This is a genomic window from Terriglobales bacterium, assembly GCA_035561515.1.
GTDB lineage: Bacteria > Acidobacteriota > Terriglobia > Terriglobales > Acidobacteriaceae > DATMXP01.
Window position 1 is genome coordinate 202,908 of record DATMXP010000024.1, and the last position, 18,656, is coordinate 221,563.

Consider the following 18,656-nt stretch of genomic DNA (forward strand, 5'->3'; position numbering starts at 1 on the left):
TTCCATAAGTAAGGGTTTCTTCGTTACACTATTTATTTGCGGCACGAACTTCGGCTGGCATTTAGGCGGATCACTCACAAGTACTTGATTTTCAGAGACATCAGGCCTGAGTCGGAAGCTGGTACGCCGTATCTATATACCTATGGCCTCACATATACAGGACTACTCGACCACTGCCGTTCAAAACGGCGGCGATATGCAGGAACGAGAACGGGTTTTTGATGCCTTCCGGCGCTGGGGATATCTGCAGGCCAATCTCGATCCCTTGGGACACTCCCTAAAGCCGGTTCCGCTTCCCGAGTTGGAACTCTCGGGTCCGTTTGCCGATGAGGCCCGCCGTGTTTACGCCGGAACTATCGGGGCCGAGTTCATGCACATTCTCGACCCCGAGAAGCGGAAGTTCATCCAAGACCGCCTGGAAGGCGAACCAGCCCCGGTTGACCAGCAGCACATCCTCGAGAAGCTGATTCAGGCCGACGAGTTCGAGCAGGTAATCCAGTCGCGCTATCTCGGAACAAAGCGCTTCTCTGGGGAAGGTGTCTCGGCACAGATTCCGTTGATTGACGAGATCCTGCACTGCGCCGCCGAGCGCGAATGCAAACAAGTGGTGCTCGCCATGAGCCATCGCGGACGGCTCACGGTCATTGTCAACAACATGGGACGCGATGCGTCGGAAATCTTCGCCAAGTTCGAAGATGTGGATCCCCGTTCGGTCCTCGGCGGTGGAGACGTGAAGTACCACCTTGGCGCAACCGGTATGTTCACCGGACGCAACGGCAACCAGGTGAAGATCCACCTTGTATCGAATCCGAGCCACCTGGAAGCAGTGGGGCCGGTGGCGATTGGACGTACGCGCGCGAAGCAGGCTCACTTCGGCGAAGGAGGAGTTGATCGCGTATTCCCGGTGATCATCCACGGCGATTCGGCGTTCGCGGGACAAGGCATGGTAGCCGAGACGCTCGGCTTCGCGAACGTGAAAGCTTATACCGTCGGCGGCACTATCCATGTATTGGCAAACAACCTGATCGGATTTACCACAGAGCCCTTCGAGTACAACAGCTCGCGTTTCTCCACTGATCTTGCCAAGCGACTGCCGGTGCCCATCTTCCACGTGAACGCCGAAGATCCGGATGCGGTGATACGAATTGCAAAGCTGGCGGTCGAGTATCGCTACAAGTTCCATAACGACGTTGTCATCGACCTGATCGGGTATCGTCGTCACGGTCACTCGGAAGTGGACGATCCGACGATCACGCAGCCGGTGCGTTACGCCAAGATCAAAGACCACCCTCCGTTGTCGGAGATTTACGCGAAGCAGATTGGCGTCGACCCGAAGCCACTCGCCGACCGAATTCGCGCCGGGTACCAGGACGCGCAGACCCGTGCTAAGCAGTTGAAGAAGATGCCGGTGCTGGCGACTCATCCAGCGTATTGGGACCGCTACCAAGGCGGCCTTTACAACCCGGATTACGAAGTTGAAACAGCGATTACGCCGGACCAGGTGGCGCACATCACCAAGGTCGTAACCGTCCCGCCATCTAACGTTAGCGTTCATCCGAAAATTCAAAAGTTGCTCGAACAGCGGGCGGAAATGAGTGCGGGTAAACGCCCGCTCGACTATGGTATGGCAGAGGCGCTGGCATTTGGCTCACTGCTGATGCAGGGTATTCACGTTCGACTCAGCGGACAGGATACTCAGCGCGGTACGTTTAATCAGCGCCACGATGTGCTGGTCGACGTGAATGACGAGCGCGAGTACTTCCCGCTTCAACACCTGGCTCCCGACCAGGCAAAGTTCGAGATCTACAACTCGACCCTTTCGGAGGCGGCCGTGCTCGGGTTTGAGTACGGATACAGCCGCGACTATCCGGAAGCGTTTGTCGGGTGGGAGGCGCAGTTCGGTGACTTCGCGAACGGCGCCCAGATAATCATCGACCAATTTGTAGTGGCAGGTGAAGACAAGTGGGGCTTGCTCAGCGGCCTCGTCATGCTGCTTCCCCATGGCTATGAAGGCCAGGGACCGGAGCACTCGAGCGCACGCATCGAGCGGTATTTGCAGTTGTGCGCACGCGACAATATCCAGGTGTGCCAGCCTTCGACGGCAGCCCAATACTTCCACCTGTTGCGCCGGCAAGTATTGCGCACATGGCGGAAACCGCTGATCTGCTTTACTCCGAAGAGCATGCTGCGGCATCCGGACGCAAGTTCTCCGATTTCGGAGATCACCAGTGGACGTTTCCAGCCGATTATTCCGGATATCGATGTCCAGGATGCAAAACGTATCGTGGTGTGCACCGGAAAAATCGGACGCGAAATCCGGATGGAGCGTAAGAAGCGCAAGAACACCGATACCGCGGTCATCTTCGTGGAGCAACTGTATCCGCTAGCTGAAGGCGAGTTGAGGGCGGCCTTGAACGCGCATCCAAACGCAACGGAGATTGTGTGGGTACAGGAAGAGCCGGCCAATATGGGCGCGCTGTATTACATGATTCCGCGTCTGAAGCGGCTGTCCGGCGGTCGTCCGGTGCTCTCGGTAAAGCGCTCGGCCAGTGCGACCCCGTCGACGGGTTCGGCCAAAGCGCATGAGATGGAGCAGCGCACGCTGATTGATTTGGCGCTCGGCGGAAAGTAAGTCCTGAGGCACGGAGTCAGAAGATTCCGTGCCTTGTTCCTCCCGACCGAAAATTCGTCCCGCCGACGACAACTTTCTGAGCCTCGCCTACAATTGCGACATCCGTATAAATCTGTAGTTGCTCAGTTCCACTGAAGAACCCATGGAAAGAACCCTTCGACTACGCACGGCAATTGCGTTTCTGCTGTTTTCCCTTCTTATTTCTCCAATTTTTGGTCGTGAGCCATTACCGCTGGAAAACGGAAAGTCCGGCCTGGAACTGGCGCTTCGCAAACTTCGAACCACCGCACGCCTAATGCACACCGCCGCTCATCCCGACGATGAAGACGGAGGCATGCTGACTTTACAGTCTCGTGGGCACGGCGTTGTAGCGGTACAGATGACGCTCACCCGCGGCGAAGGCGGACAGAACGCCGTCGGCAAGGAACTCGGCGACGAACTCGGCATGCTGCGGACGCTGGAACTGCTGGAAGCGGATCGTTACTACGGCGTGGAACAGAGATTCAGCCGGGTGGCAGACTTTGGGTTTTCGAAGTCAGCGGAAGAGACGCTTACGAAGTGGGATGCGCGCAACACGGCACTGGCCGATATTGTGAGGGTGATCCGTACGTTTCGACCCGAGGTGGTGATCAGCCGGTTTATAGGCGATCCGTCGGATGGGCACGGGCAACATCAGGCGTCCGGGATCCTGACTCGCGACGCATTTCGCGCGGCGGGAGATCCGACGAAGTTTCCGGAGCAGATCAAGGAAGGCTTGCAGCCATACCAACCAAAGAAGTTGTATGTGCGTGCGCGTGGCGACGATTGGAATGTGGAGCTCGACGTCAACAGCCAGGACCCGGCATTAGGTGCGTCTTACGTGGCGTTTGGCTGGAAGGGACTGAAGCATCAGTTGTCGCAGGGTTCGGCAAACTGGCAGATGCCGACACGCATGTGGACAAGTCACTACAAGCTCGCCGACACAACCATTCCCAACTACAAACCGGGACGGGAGAAAGATTTCTTCGACGGAATTGACACCGGCCTAATGGCGCTGGCGAGCATAGCGCCGCAGGCTGAGTCGCTGAAGGCCGGAGTGCAGCAATTGGATGGATACGTGGCTCAAGCCACGAAGGTTGCGGACGCGAATCCCAAGTCGGCGGCGGAACCGTTGCTGCGCGGATTTGCGAAGACGCAGGAATTGATCGCCGCAGTGAAGAAGTTGCCAATCTCCGGCGAGCAGATGGAAACCCTCATCGTTGCGCTGGAGACGAAACGCGATCAGTTCCGCGATGCGGCTAACCTGGCTTTGGGCGTGACTCTGAAGGCGGTGGCGGAACTCCCCGCGATGAACGACGTGAAAGATCCGGCGGCGCAGTTATGGCTGGCTGCAACTCCGGAGAGCCAGTTCACACTTCGGCTGACGAGCACGGGAATGTCGCAGTTCACACCCGCGATCACGTTTCCACCTGGTGCGGTGACGCAATCGTCGTGGCGAGGGAATGTGGCGACGGTCAGCCTGTCGAGAACAGCGCCGTACACGCGGCAGTACTGGTATCGCGATGATCCGGAGCGGGAGTCCATCTACAAGATCAGCGATCCGGAGTTTGAAACGCTTCCGTTGACTCCGTGGCCGTTTGCGGCAAAGGCAACGTATCGCTACAAAGGGCTTGAAGGTGAAGTGACCACGACGGTGGAGGTCGCACAACCGAAGGAGCATCCGCTGATCATCGGGCCGGAGTTGTCGGTGGCGACGCCAAGTTGGACAGCTGTGCGTTCCGTTGGGGCAAGTGATTGGACAAGCATTCCAATCACACTCAAATCAAACGAACGGGTGACCAACGACTCGCCAGTTCCTCACGTCCGACTATCGGTCCCCGAAGGCTGGAAGACGAATACGCCGCGTGACTACGGCGAGTTAAGTACGTCGGGAAAAGAAATGCATGTGAAGGGCGCTGCCTTCCAGCCCGCCAATTCGCACGAACAACGGGCGGCAGCGACCGCAATCGCCGATTTGGGAAAGCAGCAATTTGAAGTCGGGTACTCGCCCGTCAGCCGCGACGATCTCGGCACGGCTTACTACTTCCGGAAAGCCACTCAGCCAGTCAGCATTGTTGATGTAAAGGTTCCGCAGGGACTAAAAGTCGGATACATCATGGGCGTCGGCGACGATATCCCCGATGTGTTGCGGTCGATCGGTGTAAATGTGACGGTCATCTCGCCGGAAGAGTTGAAGTCTGGCGACCTATCGAAGTATGGAACCATTGTGCTCGGCATTCGCGCACATGAGGCGCGTGAGGATCTGCGGCAGTACAACCAGCGTCTGCTCGACTTTGCGCAGAATGGCGGTACGCTGATGGTGCAGTATGTGTACCAGACGCAGCAATTCAATGACGGCAAGTTCGCGCCGTATCCGCTGAACATCAGTCGCAACAACAAGGATCGCGTCACGGTAGAGGAAGCACCGGTAGAGATACTTGCGCAGGATAGTCCGGCTTTCCAGTCGCCGAACAAGATCTCCCAGAAGGACTTCGACGGATGGGTGCAGGAACGCGCGCTTTACTGCCCGACGGAGTGGGACAGCCATTACCAGCCGCTGCTCTCGAGCAATGATCCGGGAGATCCGCCCGAGAAGGGCGGGTTGTTAGTAGCTAAATACGGTAAGGGCACGTACATCTTCAACGCTTGGTCGTTCTTCCGGCAGCTTCCGGCCGGGGTACCGGGAGCCATCCGGTTATACGTGAACTTGCTGAGCCTCGGACACCAGTAGTCCTATCGCACAACTTAAGGGAGCGTCTTGATCACGAACGAAAAGACTACCTCTGGCGACAATAAGTTAGTCCGCGGGCTCGGGCTCGGTTCTGCCACTACGCTGAACATGATCGACATGATCGGCGTCGGCCCGTTTATCACGATACCCCTGATTGTGACCGCGATGGGCGGTCCGCAGGCGATGCTGGGCTGGATCTTCGGCGCGCTGCTGTCGATTTGTGACGGGCTGGTCTGGGCTGAGTTGGGCGCGTCGATGCCGGGTTCGGGCGGATCGTACAGGTACCTGAAAGACATTTACGGCCCTCAGAAGCTCGGCCGAATGATGTCGTTCCTGTTCATCTGGCAGCTTTCGTTCAGCGCGCCCCTGTCGATTGCGTCGGGATGCGTAGGGCTGGCGCGATATGCCGCATATATCTGGCCGTCGCTCGATCACGAGTATTTCGCGAGAAAGTTCCTCGTTGGTCCGCTTGAAATAAATGTGCTCGCCAATGGAGGAACGATCGTTGCGATCAGTGTCTGCCTGCTCGCCCTATTTCTCCTATACCGGCAGATCACGGCAATCGGGAAGCTGTCGAAGTTGCTTGCTGTCGGCGTGCTAGGGACGATTGCATGGGTCATCTTCGCGGGGCTGACGAACTTCGACAAGGCAAAAGCCTTCTCGTTCCCGCCCGATGCGTTTGTGCTCGACGAGCGTTTCTTTCTCGGCCTTGGAGCGGCAATGCTCGTTGCCGTGTACGACTACTGGGGTTATTACAACGTCTGCTTCTTTGGCGATGAGGTAAAAGACCCAGCACGCAACATACCGCGAGCGGTGATTTATTCGATCCTTGCCGTAGCTTCCATTTATCTCGTGATGAACATCTCGATTTTGGGGGTGATTCCATGGCAGGAGCTGGTTTCGGCGGCGAAGACAGATTCGCGATTCTACGTGGCATCGACACTGATGCAACGAGTCTACGGTGACTTCGCAGGAAAGGTAGTCTCCGTCCTGATCATGTGGACCGCATTCGCAAGCGTGTTTTCCCTGCTTCTCGGGTACTCGCGGGTACCGTATGCAGCGTCCAAGGACGGCAACTACTTCAAAGTATTTTCGAAAATCCACCAACGTTTTCGTTTCCCGCACGTCTCATTATTGGCGCTGGGCGGGGTGGCCATTCTTTTCTGTTTTCTGAGACTGGCGGATCTGATTGCAGCGCTGGTAGTCATCCGCATCATGGTGCAGTTCCTATTCCAGTGCGTAGGTCTGATCGTGCTGCGGCAAAGGCGCCCGGAAATGGATCGGCCATTTCGGATGTGGCTGTATCCGGTTCCGGCACTGATCGCAGCAGGTGGATTTGTGTACATATTGTTCCAGCGGGCCAACGCAGCGAAAGAGATCAAGTACGGAATTGTCATCATCATCGTTGGACTGGCGATTTACCTGGTGCGGAGCTTCAAACGGCGCGAGTGGCCGTTCCTGAAAGAATCCGTGGAGCATGGCAGATAGCGGCACTCCATTAAGTGGGATCACAATAAAAGCACCCGTGTCGGCGATCGGTCCGTTGCGGGAGCCCCTGTTCCGCGCGTTGTGGCTGGCGGCGGTGGTGTCCTACACCGGCGCATGGATGCAGAACGTCGGCACCGGATGGCTGATGGCGTCGCTGACGAACTCACCCGTCATGGTAGGACTCGTTCAAGCGGCTATCGCCGCACCGGTGTTCCTGGTGTCGATCTTTGCAGGAGCGTTGGCCGACATGATGGATCGCCGGCGCCTACTTCTACTCACACAAAGCTGGATGGTACTGGCCGCCCTGTCGCTGGGGCTGCTCACGCACTTCGGCATGATCACCCCGATGCTGTTGCTGATTTTCACGTTCCTGATGGGACTCGGCAACGTGATGAACGATCCGGCGTGGCAGGCGATCACGCACGAAATCGTTTCGGACGAGAACTTCCCCTCGGCGGTAGCTTTGAACTCCGCAGGCTTCAATGTCGCCCGTGCCGTGGGGCCAGCGATTGGCGGAATCGTTATAGCCGTCTGGGGTGCGGCGGCGGTCTTCCTGCTGAATGCTGCGTCGTTTTTCGGTGTCATCCTTGTGCTGTACGGATGGAAGCGGCGTCCGCATGAATACCCTGTTCCCGCCAGTAGCGTGAAGGCGGCGATAAGGGCTGGGTTCAGCTTCGCGCTGCAGTCAAAAGGCATGCAGTCTGTGTTGATACGGACTGCGGTTTTCAGCGTGTCGGCCAGCGCGCTGTGGGCGATGCTGCCCCTGATTGCGCAGTGTTATGGCTCGATCGGATTCGGAACCATGGTGGCGGCCTTTGGCCTTGGTGCTCTCTTGGGAGCGGGACTGCTTCCGCAGCTACGGCGCTCGTTTACGGTAAACACGATTGTGGGTGCTGCGACCCTCATGTACGCTGCCGCTACCGCCGCCACAGGTTATATCCACGAATTTAACTCGCATTGCACACTGATGGTGATCGGCGGAGCGGGGTGGATCATTATCGTTGCCAGCCTCAACGTCTCAGCCCAGCTTTGTTCTCCAACGTGGCTTAAGGCTCGTACACTTTCGATGTACCTGATCGTTCTTCAGGGCGGCATGGCACTGGGCAGCACCTTCTGGGGGACCCTGGCCGAGCGCATCAGCATAAACACTTCGTTGTCGGTAGCGGGAATTGCCCTCGTGCTGGGGCTGCTGGTGAGCCGGAATCATCGACTCGGCGCCGATCAGCAAGAAATGCCACACGCCCCGGTCGTGAGTTGAAATTCATTTCTTTTGTCCGACGGGATTTTTCGAAACAGGAGAGAGCGATATGAAGAGAGTTGTTCTGACTGTAATGCTGCTCTGTTGCGCCATGGCGTTTGCGCAACAGCAACCTCCCAAACCTCCGGCACACGGCGGAGAAGTGCTAGACCGCCAGTTGAAGTTGATCGAGAGCGAATTCGTTCCTGCCGCGGAAGCGATGCCCGCCGACAAGTATGATTTCGCCCCGACACAGGGTGAATTCAAGGGCGTCCGTACATTTGCGAAGCAGGTGAAGCACGTCGCCGCCACGAACTACAACATCGCTGCTGGACTGCTCGGCGAGAAACCACCTGTCGATCTGGGTAAGGGAGAAGATGGCCCTGAGAACTTGAAGTCAAAGGAAGAGATCGTAAAATTCCTGAAGGACTCGTTCGCCTATGCTCATAAGGCGGTCGGCACTATCAACGAGAAGAACCTGGTGGAGATGATCCCGGGCCCATTCGGTGGAAAAAGCAGCCGTATGGCAGCAGCCAACATCATGATCTGGCATAGCTTCGATCATTATGGGCAGATGGCCGTCTATCTTCGGATGAACAGCATCATTCCTCCGGCAAGCCGCCAGCAGCAGTAAAGGAGAATTAATTGGGGTTGCGAGCGATCTTTTTTGACGCGGGGAACACGCTGGTGTTCCCCGACCACCAACGGACGCTCGCACCTCTTCTCGCGCGCGGATACCGCTTCGGCGAAGACCAGCTGTTTGCCGCCGAGCGTGCAGCGCGCAAATATCGCGATTCCCTTCCCACTTCTGAACTTTCCTCGAACACTGACAAGCAATACTGGGTGATCTATTTCCGCGAACTACTGGGCATGAAAGCCGAGGAATCGTTAATCGCTGAGTTGGTTGAACTCTCCCGGACTTCCGGGAATTGGAAGCGCGTAATTCCCGGCACGCGCGATGTTCTGCTTCGCCTGAAGCAACGATTTCAAGTCGCGGTCATCAGCAACTCCGACGGACATATGGCTGACCTGCTGCGACAGGTAGGTCTCGGAGATTGCTTTGATTCGGTAACGGATTCGTCGATCGTAGGTTTTCAGAAGCCGCACCCCGGGATATTCCAGGCCGCGTTGAAGCAGGCCCGAGTCGAGGCCGCGGAAAGCATGTATGTCGGGGATATCTACTCGATTGACTACCTGGGCGCCACAGCGGTTGGAATGCAGGCAATTCTGATGGACCTGTTCGGGACGTACACCAATAACGGCGTACCGCGAGTGGGAAGCCTGGAAGAACTGGAACAGGTACTTACGCATCAGCGGTAGCGCGGTCCTGCCGATAACGCCACACCAGAAACGCCACACAGCCGATCATTCCGATCCAGCCGAGGGTCCTGACATAGTGGGCGATCTGAGTATCGCGGTCTAGGACTCCGAGGCGCGAAAAGATGTTGTACCAGTCGTGCATATTCTCGTCGCCCTCTCCACCTCCGATGGCAACGAGCGGCAACGCCTGAGCGCGGGCATCGGCCATATACGTGGCCGTGTACAACAAATTTTCGAAAAAGAAGAACAACGCAAAGACAAATGCGGTGGTCTGGCGATGGAAGAAGAAGTAAGACGCTAACGCAAACGGCACGAGCCACTGAAGAATGGTCCCGCCCCACACGGCCGGCACTTCGCCTAAGTATCCGAATAAGGGATGCCCGCCCTCATGGATCACCAAATTGACGAAATCGATGAAGAGAAACTCGCCGTTTTTGGAAGCGGCGTAAAGCAAGAAGAGAACGTAGAAGAGACTCCATCCAATGACAGCGGTCATAGAAACGGGTCTCCACGGATGGTCTTCGAAGTACTCGCGCATTTCCGGGAGCATCGGCGAAAGAATAGTACCGACTCGAGCCGCAAACCAAGAGACGATTCAGGTACGGGTCAGGAGCGATCCTTGATGGAAAGAATCATCGTTCCCTCCGTACAGACCTGGCCGAAAAATCTCAGTAACGGGTTCGATCGTATGGCGCCCACGACCACCTTCGCGGCAAGTCCTTTGTTGGAGGTGTCCATCATTTGAAAACGATCGAGGGATCGGAATCCCTTTTTTGCCAGATAGGACTGTAGCTCGTAAAACGAAAACCAGTTCACAGCGGGATACAGAGCATAATTCGCCAGTTCCGGCCGCGTAGTGACGGCTGCCTTCTCGTAACGGCGCTTCCACTTCCCGGGGTACCAGCTATAGAGCGGCAAAGTGAACTCCTGCTGCTTGGGACACAAGCAGTTGCTGGTGGTCATATAGAGTATGCCGCCGGGTTTCACGACGCGCGCAAACTCGTTGACGCAGCTTTGCCAATCAGCGACGTGCTCGATCAGTTCGAGAGCGATACAGATGTCCATCGACTCGTCGGCCCAGGGAAGTTTGGTAGCTGTCCCAACCTGGAAGTCGACCTTGAAACCACGCTCAGCAGCACGCTTGCGTCCCAACTCCAACAGAGGTTCGTTCACGTCCAGGGCGTGGACGACGTGCCCGACCTCTGCCCAAACGAGGCTCTGGGTTCCGGCGCCGCAACCGACGTCGGCCATTTGAAGCTGCTGCGTGACAGGCCTGCCTTTGCCATAGATACGGAGCACGGTGTCGCGCACTCGGGAGAAGCGTCCGTACGCTTCCACCGTCTGGCTCTCTTTTGCGTAGTAGTCGTAAAAATTCTTATGACTGGCGTGATCAAACCCGGAACCCGTAGTTGTGGCTTCAATCCTGGTTCCGTTGGTTTCTACTGTCTTGTTCTCGCTCTGCAAATGTGCCCTCGCGACTGTAATACGCCAGAAGAAGATATCTCAGGCTGGCAGTCAATCCCCACGTATATTGTGATTCTAATTTGCCGTCCCCGGGGCAGCAATCGCACCAAAGGCCGTTCAGGTAGTAAATACCTTAGAAAACCCGGCAAACTTACTCAACCACCACTTCCCGCAAGCGCGCAGCCGCGGTTTCTGAACTTACCGGAGTGAAATACACCTCCTTGAAGGTGTATGACTTCGATTTTCCGGGCAAGATGGGCAATATCTCAAGGTGCCAGTGGTAATCATCGTCAATGGTCTTCCAGTAACCTAGAACCGCACTCTTGTGCAGAGTGTTCGGCGACGTATGGAGTACCAGGTGGAATGAATCCGAGATTCCAAGCACCCGCCGCAGCGTTCTCCGCAATAGGGCCGCGAGATCCTTCACCGACGACTGGCGCGAGGTAATGCCGCGCTCGAACGAGGCCTCATGCGTCCTCGGCATAATCCAGACCTCATAGGGAACCCGGGGAGCATACGGGCAAAGGCTTACGAAATCACCACGCACCTCTACGATCCGCAGAGCCTGACGCTGTTCCTGGGCAAGAATGTCGCAGAAGACACAGCGCTCCTTCTGCTGGAAATATTCCTTGCCTGACCGCAGTTCGTACAGAATTCGTCGTGGCACAAAAGTAGTTGCCGTTATCTCCGAGACGGGGTGTTCGAAGTCTTGTCCGGCGTCCTGGCCGTAATTCTTGTACGCGGTGACGTACTTAAAACGGCGGTCGCGCTTCAGGTCATTAATGCGGCTGGCGATCAGTTGTAGATACTGCTCAATCTGCGCATCGCTCGCTTGCCACAACTGAACATCATGCTTGGGATTCTCGACCAGTATCTCGTGCGCGCCGACTGACTGCATCTTGTCGTAAAGCCCCTCGCCGATCCTTTGCGAATCGCCCTCAACGTGAAAGATAGGCTTTGGATGCACCACCGCTCGGGCTGACCACGGGTTTCCATCCAGTCCCGGCTGAGAGGAGATCACCTGCGTGGGGACCTTACTTTCAGCACAAAAACGACAGCCTCTTTCGTCCTTAGGAACAACGGCAGGATCGTCGCCCGTGATTACCCACGAGCGCGTAATAGGATCTTTGCGGAGTTGCATGATGCACAAGGAAAACACTTGCTGTGGTCCTCAGTCAACGTGTTCTCGTGCTTAGCCGCCACGGTACTCGTTCCACAGGCTGGCTTGTTATAATCCGCCCAGTTTTCTTTGCTGATGAGCGATCCTTCCACTCCTTCTTCATCCCCGGAGAACGCAGCTACTCCGTCGACACCTGCGCTGTCGCTCGACTCGGCGGGAACACCGCTTATGCGTCAGTACGCAGCGGTGAAGAAGCAGCATCCCAACGCGCTATTGTTCTTCCGGTTGGGTGACTTCTACGAGCTTTTCTTCGACGACGCGGTGGTCGCCTCGAAAGAACTTCAGATCACGTTAACCTCGCGCAACAAAGAAAAGGGAGTGGCAGTACCCATGTGCGGGGTTCCGTACCACGCGGCGGAAGGCTACATCGCCAAACTGATCCGCAAGGGCTTCAAGGTCGCGGTCTGTGAGCAGGTGGAGGACCCGAAGGTCGCAAAGAAGCTAGTACGCCGGGAAGTTACGCGCGTCGTTACCCCCGGAACCGCTGCCGACAGTGCACTTGGAGCGGAGGAAAACAACTTTCTAGCCGCCGTTTGCAGAGGGACATCGAAAGGAAGTGTGGTAGCAGGATTCGCTGCGCTCGACCTCTCCACGGGCGAATTCCGTGCAACAGAGTTCTCCGGGGACGACGCGGAAAAGCGCATATGGGACGAGCTTGAGCAACTAAAGCCACGCGAGGTGTTGTTCGCGAGTTCCCTGCCCTTGTTTGAGGTGGGCGTACGATCGGGCGCATCGGCACAGTTACCCTGGGCGCAAACGCCCCTTGAGGATTGGGTCTTCGCGCCTGACTACTCTATCCCGCTAGTCGAGAACCATTTCGGGGTACTGTCCCTGGAGGGATTTGGGCTGGCAGGAAAGTCGGCGGCAGCGACGGCAGCAGGTGCTGTTCTCCACTACGTTCGCTCCACCCAGCGCGGCACGCTCGAGCACGTGGACCGCATCGGGTTTTATGAACGGCAGCAATGCCTGGTGCTGGATGTAGTGACGGTCCGCAATCTGGAACTGGCAGAACCGCTCTTTGCGAGTTCCGGAGACGCGGTCACGCTGTTCCGTTGTCTCGACGCGACACTGACGCCCATGGGCAAGCGCCTGCTGCGCTCGTGGATGTTGCGGCCATCCATCGATCTCGCGGAAATCAACCAGCGGCTTGACGCGGTTCAGGAACTTACCGGAAACCTGATGCATCGCGAGGAACTGCGACGGGCGTTGGACGGGATCTTCGATATCGAGCGACTGCTGAGCCGCGTGACTCTTGAGACGGCCAATGCCCGCGATGTACTTGGGCTTGCCGCGTCACTAGCCAAGATTCCGCCGCTCCGTACGGTACTGGCGCGCTTCGTTAGCGAGCGGCTGAAGCTTCAATACGAATCCATAGACGACCTTTCCGACCTCCGGGATCGAATTCAGCGGACGATCGTTCCTGAGCCTCCGATCACGTTCGCCGACGGCGGAGTTATCGCCTCCGGCGTGGACGCCGCACTCGACGAGTTGCGCACGCTGTCACGCGACAGTAAGCAATATTTGGCCCAAGTGGAGGAACGCGAACGCCAGCGCACGGGAATTTCGTCCCTTAAGGTCAAGTTCAATTCCGTTTTCGGCTACTACATCGAGATTTCCAAGGCGAACCTGCATCTTGCATCGTCCGATTACGAGCGCAAGCAAACGCTGGTGAATGCCGAGCGTTTTACTACGCCGGAACTAAAGGAGTACGAGTCGAAGATCCTTGATGCGCAGGAGAAGATCGTGGAGATTGAGCGCCGGATCTTCACCGAACTGCGCACGGCCATCGCAGCGGAAGCGCGCCGGATTCGCCGAACTGCCATGGGGCTCGCCGAAGTGGACGTGCTCGCCTGCTTCGCGCACCTTGCGACGGTACGCAACTACTGCCGCCCAATTCTTGATGAGGGTGGCGACCTTGAGATCGTAGAAGGCCGGCATCCGGTGGTCGAGGTGCAGGAACTCGCAGGTGCCGAGCGGTTCGTCCCCAATGATCTATATCTGAATTCCACCACCCACAGCATCCTTGTGCTGACTGGGCCAAACATGGGCGGCAAGAGTACCTACCTTCGCCAGACTGCGCTGATCACGATCATGGCTCAGATGGGTTCTTTTGTGCCTGCACGCAAGGCACGCCTCGGAGTGGTTGACCGCATCTTTACGCGCATCGGCGCCAGTGACAACCTTGCCCGCGGTCGATCAACTTTCATGGTCGAGATGACTGAGACCGCCGCGATTTTGAACACCGCCACGGCGAGGTCCCTGATCCTGCTCGATGAAATCGGGCGCGGCACTGCTACATATGACGGTCTGGCGATCGCGTGGTCGGCAGTCGAGTATATCCACCAGCGGACGCGAGCAAAAACGTTGTTCGCCACTCACTACCACGAACTGACGGACCTGGCCGACCGCCTGTCAGGCGTGAAGAACTTCCACGTATCGGTGAAGGAGAGCGCCGGGGGAATCGTCTTCCTCCGGAAGGTGGAGCCCGGTCCGGCGGACAAAAGTTACGGCATCGAGGTTGCAAAGCTGGCAGGTCTGCCGGCCGCGGTTATCGAGCGAGCACGGGAGGTCCTCTCCGAGCACGAGGATGCCGAACGGCGTGCCTCTGAGCATCTAGCCAGCGAGCCTAGTGAACCGCGCTCACTTCAGCTGACGATGTTTACGCCGTTGTCACAGAAGATCGTCGACCGCTTGCGAGATACTGACGTGAACAATTTGACCCCGCTCGAGGCACTCAACCTGCTGAACGAGCTGAAAAAGCAAATCGGATGACCAAACTCGATCTCAGAAGACAAGTTGGACAGCTACTGATCATGGGCTTTGACGGAACAGAGATGTCGCCCAAGCTTCGTACCATGATCTCGACCCTGCAGCCGGGAGGCGTGATCCTGTTCCGCCGCAATATTGAACAGGCGCAGCAGACCTACGAGCTGGTTCGGGAATGCCGCAAGCTGACGAAGATCCCGGCCTATTTGTGCGTGGACCTGGAAGGCGGAACCGTTGATCGGCTGCGTGACCTTGTTGCTCCCGCTCCTGCCCTGGCCGATGTGGTCGCTTGTGGACAAAAGAGACTTGTCCGGAAGCATGGGAGGATCCTGGCGGATGAGTGCCGTGCGTTTGGGTTCAATGTGGATTTCGCTCCCGTGCTGGACTTACGCTTCGAAGCATCGAAGAGTGTCCTGACCACTCGTACGGTTTCCGCCGATCCTAAACAAACGATTCTCTATGCCCGCGAACTGCTGGCTGGATTGAAAGACGGTGGGGTGATCGGATGTGGTAAGCACTTCCCCGGTCTTGGCGAAGCGAATCTCGACACCCATCACGAACTGCCGTCCATCGATAAGCCGTGGAAGAAGCTATTGAACGAAGACCTGGTTCCGTACCGTCAGATGCGTAAGGAACTGCCTTTCGTAATGGTGGCGCATGTGGCGTATCCCGATGTCACCAAGGACAACACGCCTGCTTCGGTGTCGAAGAAGTGGATCACCGACATCCTGAAGAAGAAAATCGGCTACAAAGGCCTGGTCATCAGTGACGACCTTGAGATGGGCGGCGTGCAATCGGCCATGCCAATTGAGCAGGCCGCCGTCGAGACAATTCGCGCCGGGGCAGATATCTACCTTGTCTGCCACAACGAAGCGTTTGTCTGGAAGTGCTTTGAGGCTGTGCTTACGACCGCGGAGAAGGACAAGAAGTTCGCGAAGTTGGTAAGCGCGGCGGCCACGAAGGTCCTGAAGGCCAAGAGCAAACAGAAGAAGCAGTTAGCGGCAATGGCTAAGGCGCCCACACAGAAGACGATCGACCGGTTACGCCGGCAGATCTGGGAATTCACAGAGGAGATCCGCTTGGATGCTGCCGCGAAGGAGCAAGCATGATCGTAGCGGGCATTATGAGTGGGACTTCCGCCGACGGCATCAATGTTGCGATCGTTCGGCTTGAAGACCATGATTTCGAAACGAAGCTCGATTTCGTCCTACATAAAGAATTTCCGTTTCCAGCTAATGTACGCAAGTTCATCCTTTCGGTGATGAATGCCGAGGCCAAGGTGGCCGACCTGGCACGATTGAACGTTCTGCTAGGCGAACTTTACGCGGAAGCGTTCGCAAAGACGGCCAGTGAGGCGCAGGCTGGCGTGTCCGTGATCGGTTGTCACGGGCAAACGATCTACCATCAGGGAGAAAAGAAGAACTTTCTCGGTCGCCCAATCGCTGCAACCTGGCAAACGGGCGAAGGCGCCGTACTGGCAGCACGCACCGGAATCCCAGTGGTGTCCGACTTCCGCCAGGCCGACATGGCTGCCGGCGGAAAGGGCGCCCCGCTGGTCCCCTTCCTCGACTACATGCTGTACCGCCATCCGCAGCGCGGGCGTATTGTGCAGAACATTGGTGGCATTGCCAATCTCTCGGCAATACCCGCCGGAACGGGTGCCGGGTCGGGGCCTCGGCCGGAACGCGTCATCGCATTTGATACCGGTCCGGGGAACATGGTCATTGACGGCGTGATGGAGCGTCTATTCCACCGCCCGTTCGACGAAAACGGTAAGGTCGCTGCCAAAGGAACGATTCTCGAATCTGTCCTGAAGAAGCTGATGCGGGCTTCGTTTTTCCGGACCTCGCCACCCAAGACCGCCGGCCGCGAGGAGTTCGGCCGCGAGTACGTGGAACAGTTCGTCCGTGCGTGCGGCAAGGCCAAACGCGAGGATGTCGTCGCTACCGCGACCGCGTTAACTGCACGTACTATATCCGCAGCAATCCGCGATTTCCTGCCGATTTCACTCCATGACAGCCATGGGTACAAGGACATGATCGTTTCCGGAGGAGGAAGCCGGAACTGCACACTCGTCCAAATGTTGAGGGAATTGCTCCCCGAACTGGAAATCAAGACGTCAGATGCTTACGGCCTTCCGTCCGAAGCCAAGGAGGCAGTCGCTTTTGCCGTGCTGGCCTATCAAACCTGGCACCGGGCGCCGTCGAGCATCCCCTCGGCGACAGGAGCCGATTACCCTGCGGTCCTCGGCAAGATATCCTACCCATGATGTGGGTCCGCCATTTTGCCGTCGCGTTAATGGGACTGCTTTCGCTGAGTCTCTGCTCGTGCGCGAGCAAGCCTGACGCCGACACTCTCGTCGTCATCATCGAAAGCAGTCCAAATAACCTCGATCCGCGTGTCGGAATCGATGCACAATCGGAACGCATCGGCGGCGTGATCTTCGACGCGCTTGTCCACCGCGATGATCACTTCAATCTGCATCCTTGGCTGGCGGAAAGCTGGGAAATTCCCGATCCCCTCACCTACGTCTTTCACATCCGGCGCGGCGTGAAGTTTCACGACGGACGTCCTCTTACCGCTCGCGACGTGAAATGGACGCTGGAGACCGTTTACACCGGCAAGATTCGCACGGCGAAGACAAGTACGTTTCGCTTCATCGATCGGATTGATACACCGGACGATTACACGGTCGTGGTTCATCTCAAAGAGCCGTTTGCGACGCTGCTGTGGAACCTGTCCGACGGCGCGATTGGCATTGTCCCTGAAGGCGCCGACGACAAATTCGGCACCAAGCCGGTTGGTACCGGACCGTTTCGTTTCGTCAGTGCCGAACAGGATAAGGACGTCGTTATCGAACGCAATGAGGACTACTGGGCGCACAAGGCAAAGCTGAAGAGGGTTCGCTTCGCCGTGGTTCCTGATACCACCACGCGCGCCCTTGAGTTACGCAAAGGCAGCGCAGACATCGCGATCAACGCGCTCAACCCAGACATGATCGTCGCCATGCGTACAGATCCCACCATCAAGCTGATGCAGGGGCCTGGCACGATCTACAGCTATGTGGCGATGAACCTGCGAGATCCGATACTGAAAGACGTGCGCGTGCGACAGGCGCTTGCGTATGCGATGGATCGCGGGCCGTTGATTCATTACTTGTGGCGCGATCTTGCCCGTCCTGCAAAAAGCGTGTTGCCTCCGCAGCACTGGGCCTATAACGGAAACGTCCCGGACTATCCCCATGACGCTGCGAAGGCTCGCGCCCTCCTAGACGCGGCTGGGTTTCCTCTGAAGAACGGCGTTCGCTTCCACCTCACGATGAAAACTTCCACCGAGGAGTCCACACGCCTGCTTGCCGCTGTGCTCCAACAGCAGCTACGGGAAGTGGGCATCGTGCTCGATATCCGCACCTTTGAATTCGCCACGTTCTTTGCCGACGTGCAGAAGGGCGCTTTCCAGCTTTACTCGCTGCGTTGGATTGGCGGGAACCAGGATCCCGATATTTTCGAGTATGTCTTTGAGTCCAGCAGCATTCCACCGAAGCGCGCAAACCGGGGTTATTACTCAAACCCGCGCATCGACGAGTTACTCGCACAGGCACGTAAAGAGATCGATCAGGAGAAACGCAAAACAATCTTCTTCGAAGTGCAGCAGATTCTGGCAAACGATCTGCCCTACATCAATCTCTGGTACATGGATAACGTAATCGCTTATCGCCCGCGGGTGAAGAACCTGAAGCTGAATCCGTCGGGCAACTTTGATTTCCTCAAAGAAGCGGAATTAGCTCCGTAGCCAAAGAAAAAGCCGGAGAATATCTCTA

The 18,656-nt window shown here is 57.0% G+C and carries 13 protein-coding genes; 10 read left to right on the forward strand and 3 right to left on the reverse strand.

Annotated features, from left to right (window positions below):
• The first annotated feature begins 142 nt into the window (after positions 1-142).
• The 6 genes from VN577_12060 (at position 143) to VN577_12085 (ending at position 9,426) form a co-directional block, all read left to right on the forward strand.
• Entirely contained in the window at positions 143-2,632 is a 2,490-nt protein-coding gene (locus VN577_12060) for a 2-oxoglutarate dehydrogenase E1 component (GenBank protein HWR15556.1), read from the forward strand.
• Between the two features lie 142 nt (positions 2,633-2,774).
• Positions 2,775-5,381: a PIG-L family deacetylase gene (locus tag VN577_12065; GenBank protein HWR15557.1), complete on the forward strand. Its 2,607-nt coding sequence runs from the start codon at positions 2,775-2,777 to the stop codon at positions 5,379-5,381.
• 27 nt (positions 5,382-5,408) lie between these two features.
• Positions 5,409-6,869 (forward strand): APC family permease, encoded by a 1,461-nt coding sequence (locus VN577_12070; GenBank protein HWR15558.1) that lies wholly within the window; start codon positions 5,409-5,411, stop codon positions 6,867-6,869.
• A complete protein-coding gene (locus VN577_12075) occupies positions 6,859-8,127 on the forward strand; it encodes an MFS transporter (GenBank protein ID HWR15559.1) in 1,269 nt (422 codons plus the stop codon). Before VN577_12070 ends, VN577_12075 begins: the two co-directional genes overlap by 11 nt.
• 49 nt (positions 8,128-8,176) lie before the next feature.
• On the forward strand, positions 8,177-8,740 hold the full coding sequence (locus VN577_12080; GenBank protein HWR15560.1) for a DinB family protein: 564 nt from the start codon (positions 8,177-8,179) through the stop codon (positions 8,738-8,740).
• Positions 8,741-8,757: 17 nt separating this feature from the next.
• Positions 8,758-9,426, forward strand: coding sequence for an HAD family hydrolase (locus VN577_12085; GenBank protein HWR15561.1), 669 nt, complete (start codon positions 8,758-8,760; stop codon positions 9,424-9,426).
• Here the strand turns inward: VN577_12085 and VN577_12090 are convergent.
• From VN577_12090 to VN577_12100, 3 genes are all read right to left on the reverse strand, one after another.
• Entirely contained in the window at positions 9,410-9,922 is a 513-nt protein-coding gene (locus VN577_12090; GenBank protein HWR15562.1) for a hypothetical protein, read from the reverse strand. The genes VN577_12085 and VN577_12090 overlap by 17 nt on opposite strands.
• Positions 9,923-10,032: 110 nt before the next feature.
• Positions 10,033-10,890 (reverse strand): class I SAM-dependent methyltransferase, encoded by an 858-nt coding sequence (locus VN577_12095; protein HWR15563.1) that lies wholly within the window; start codon positions 10,888-10,890, stop codon positions 10,033-10,035.
• A 151-nt stretch (positions 10,891-11,041) separates the two neighbouring features.
• Positions 11,042-12,031, reverse strand: coding sequence for a hypothetical protein (locus VN577_12100; GenBank protein HWR15564.1), 990 nt, complete (start codon positions 12,029-12,031; stop codon positions 11,042-11,044).
• Positions 12,032-12,238: 207 nt separating this feature from the next.
• On the opposite strand from VN577_12100, the gene mutS reads away from it, so the two are divergent.
• Genes mutS through VN577_12120 form a run of 4 tightly spaced genes read left to right on the forward strand, consistent with a single transcriptional unit; the run spans position 12,239 to position 18,628 of the window.
• Positions 12,239-14,842, forward strand: coding sequence for a DNA mismatch repair protein MutS (gene mutS / locus VN577_12105; protein HWR15565.1), 2,604 nt, complete (start codon positions 12,239-12,241; stop codon positions 14,840-14,842).
• Complete coding sequence (nagZ, locus tag VN577_12110; protein HWR15566.1) at positions 14,839-15,945, forward strand: beta-N-acetylhexosaminidase; 1,107 nt, start codon at positions 14,839-14,841, stop codon at positions 15,943-15,945. Before mutS ends, nagZ begins: the two co-directional genes overlap by 4 nt.
• Entirely contained in the window at positions 15,942-17,105 is a 1,164-nt protein-coding gene (locus VN577_12115) for an anhydro-N-acetylmuramic acid kinase (GenBank protein HWR15567.1), read from the forward strand. Before nagZ ends, VN577_12115 begins: the two co-directional genes overlap by 4 nt.
• Complete coding sequence (locus VN577_12120; GenBank protein ID HWR15568.1) at positions 17,102-18,628, forward strand: ABC transporter substrate-binding protein; 1,527 nt, start codon at positions 17,102-17,104, stop codon at positions 18,626-18,628. The genes VN577_12115 and VN577_12120 overlap by 4 nt, the downstream gene beginning before the upstream one ends.
• Positions 18,629-18,656 lie beyond the last annotated feature (28 nt).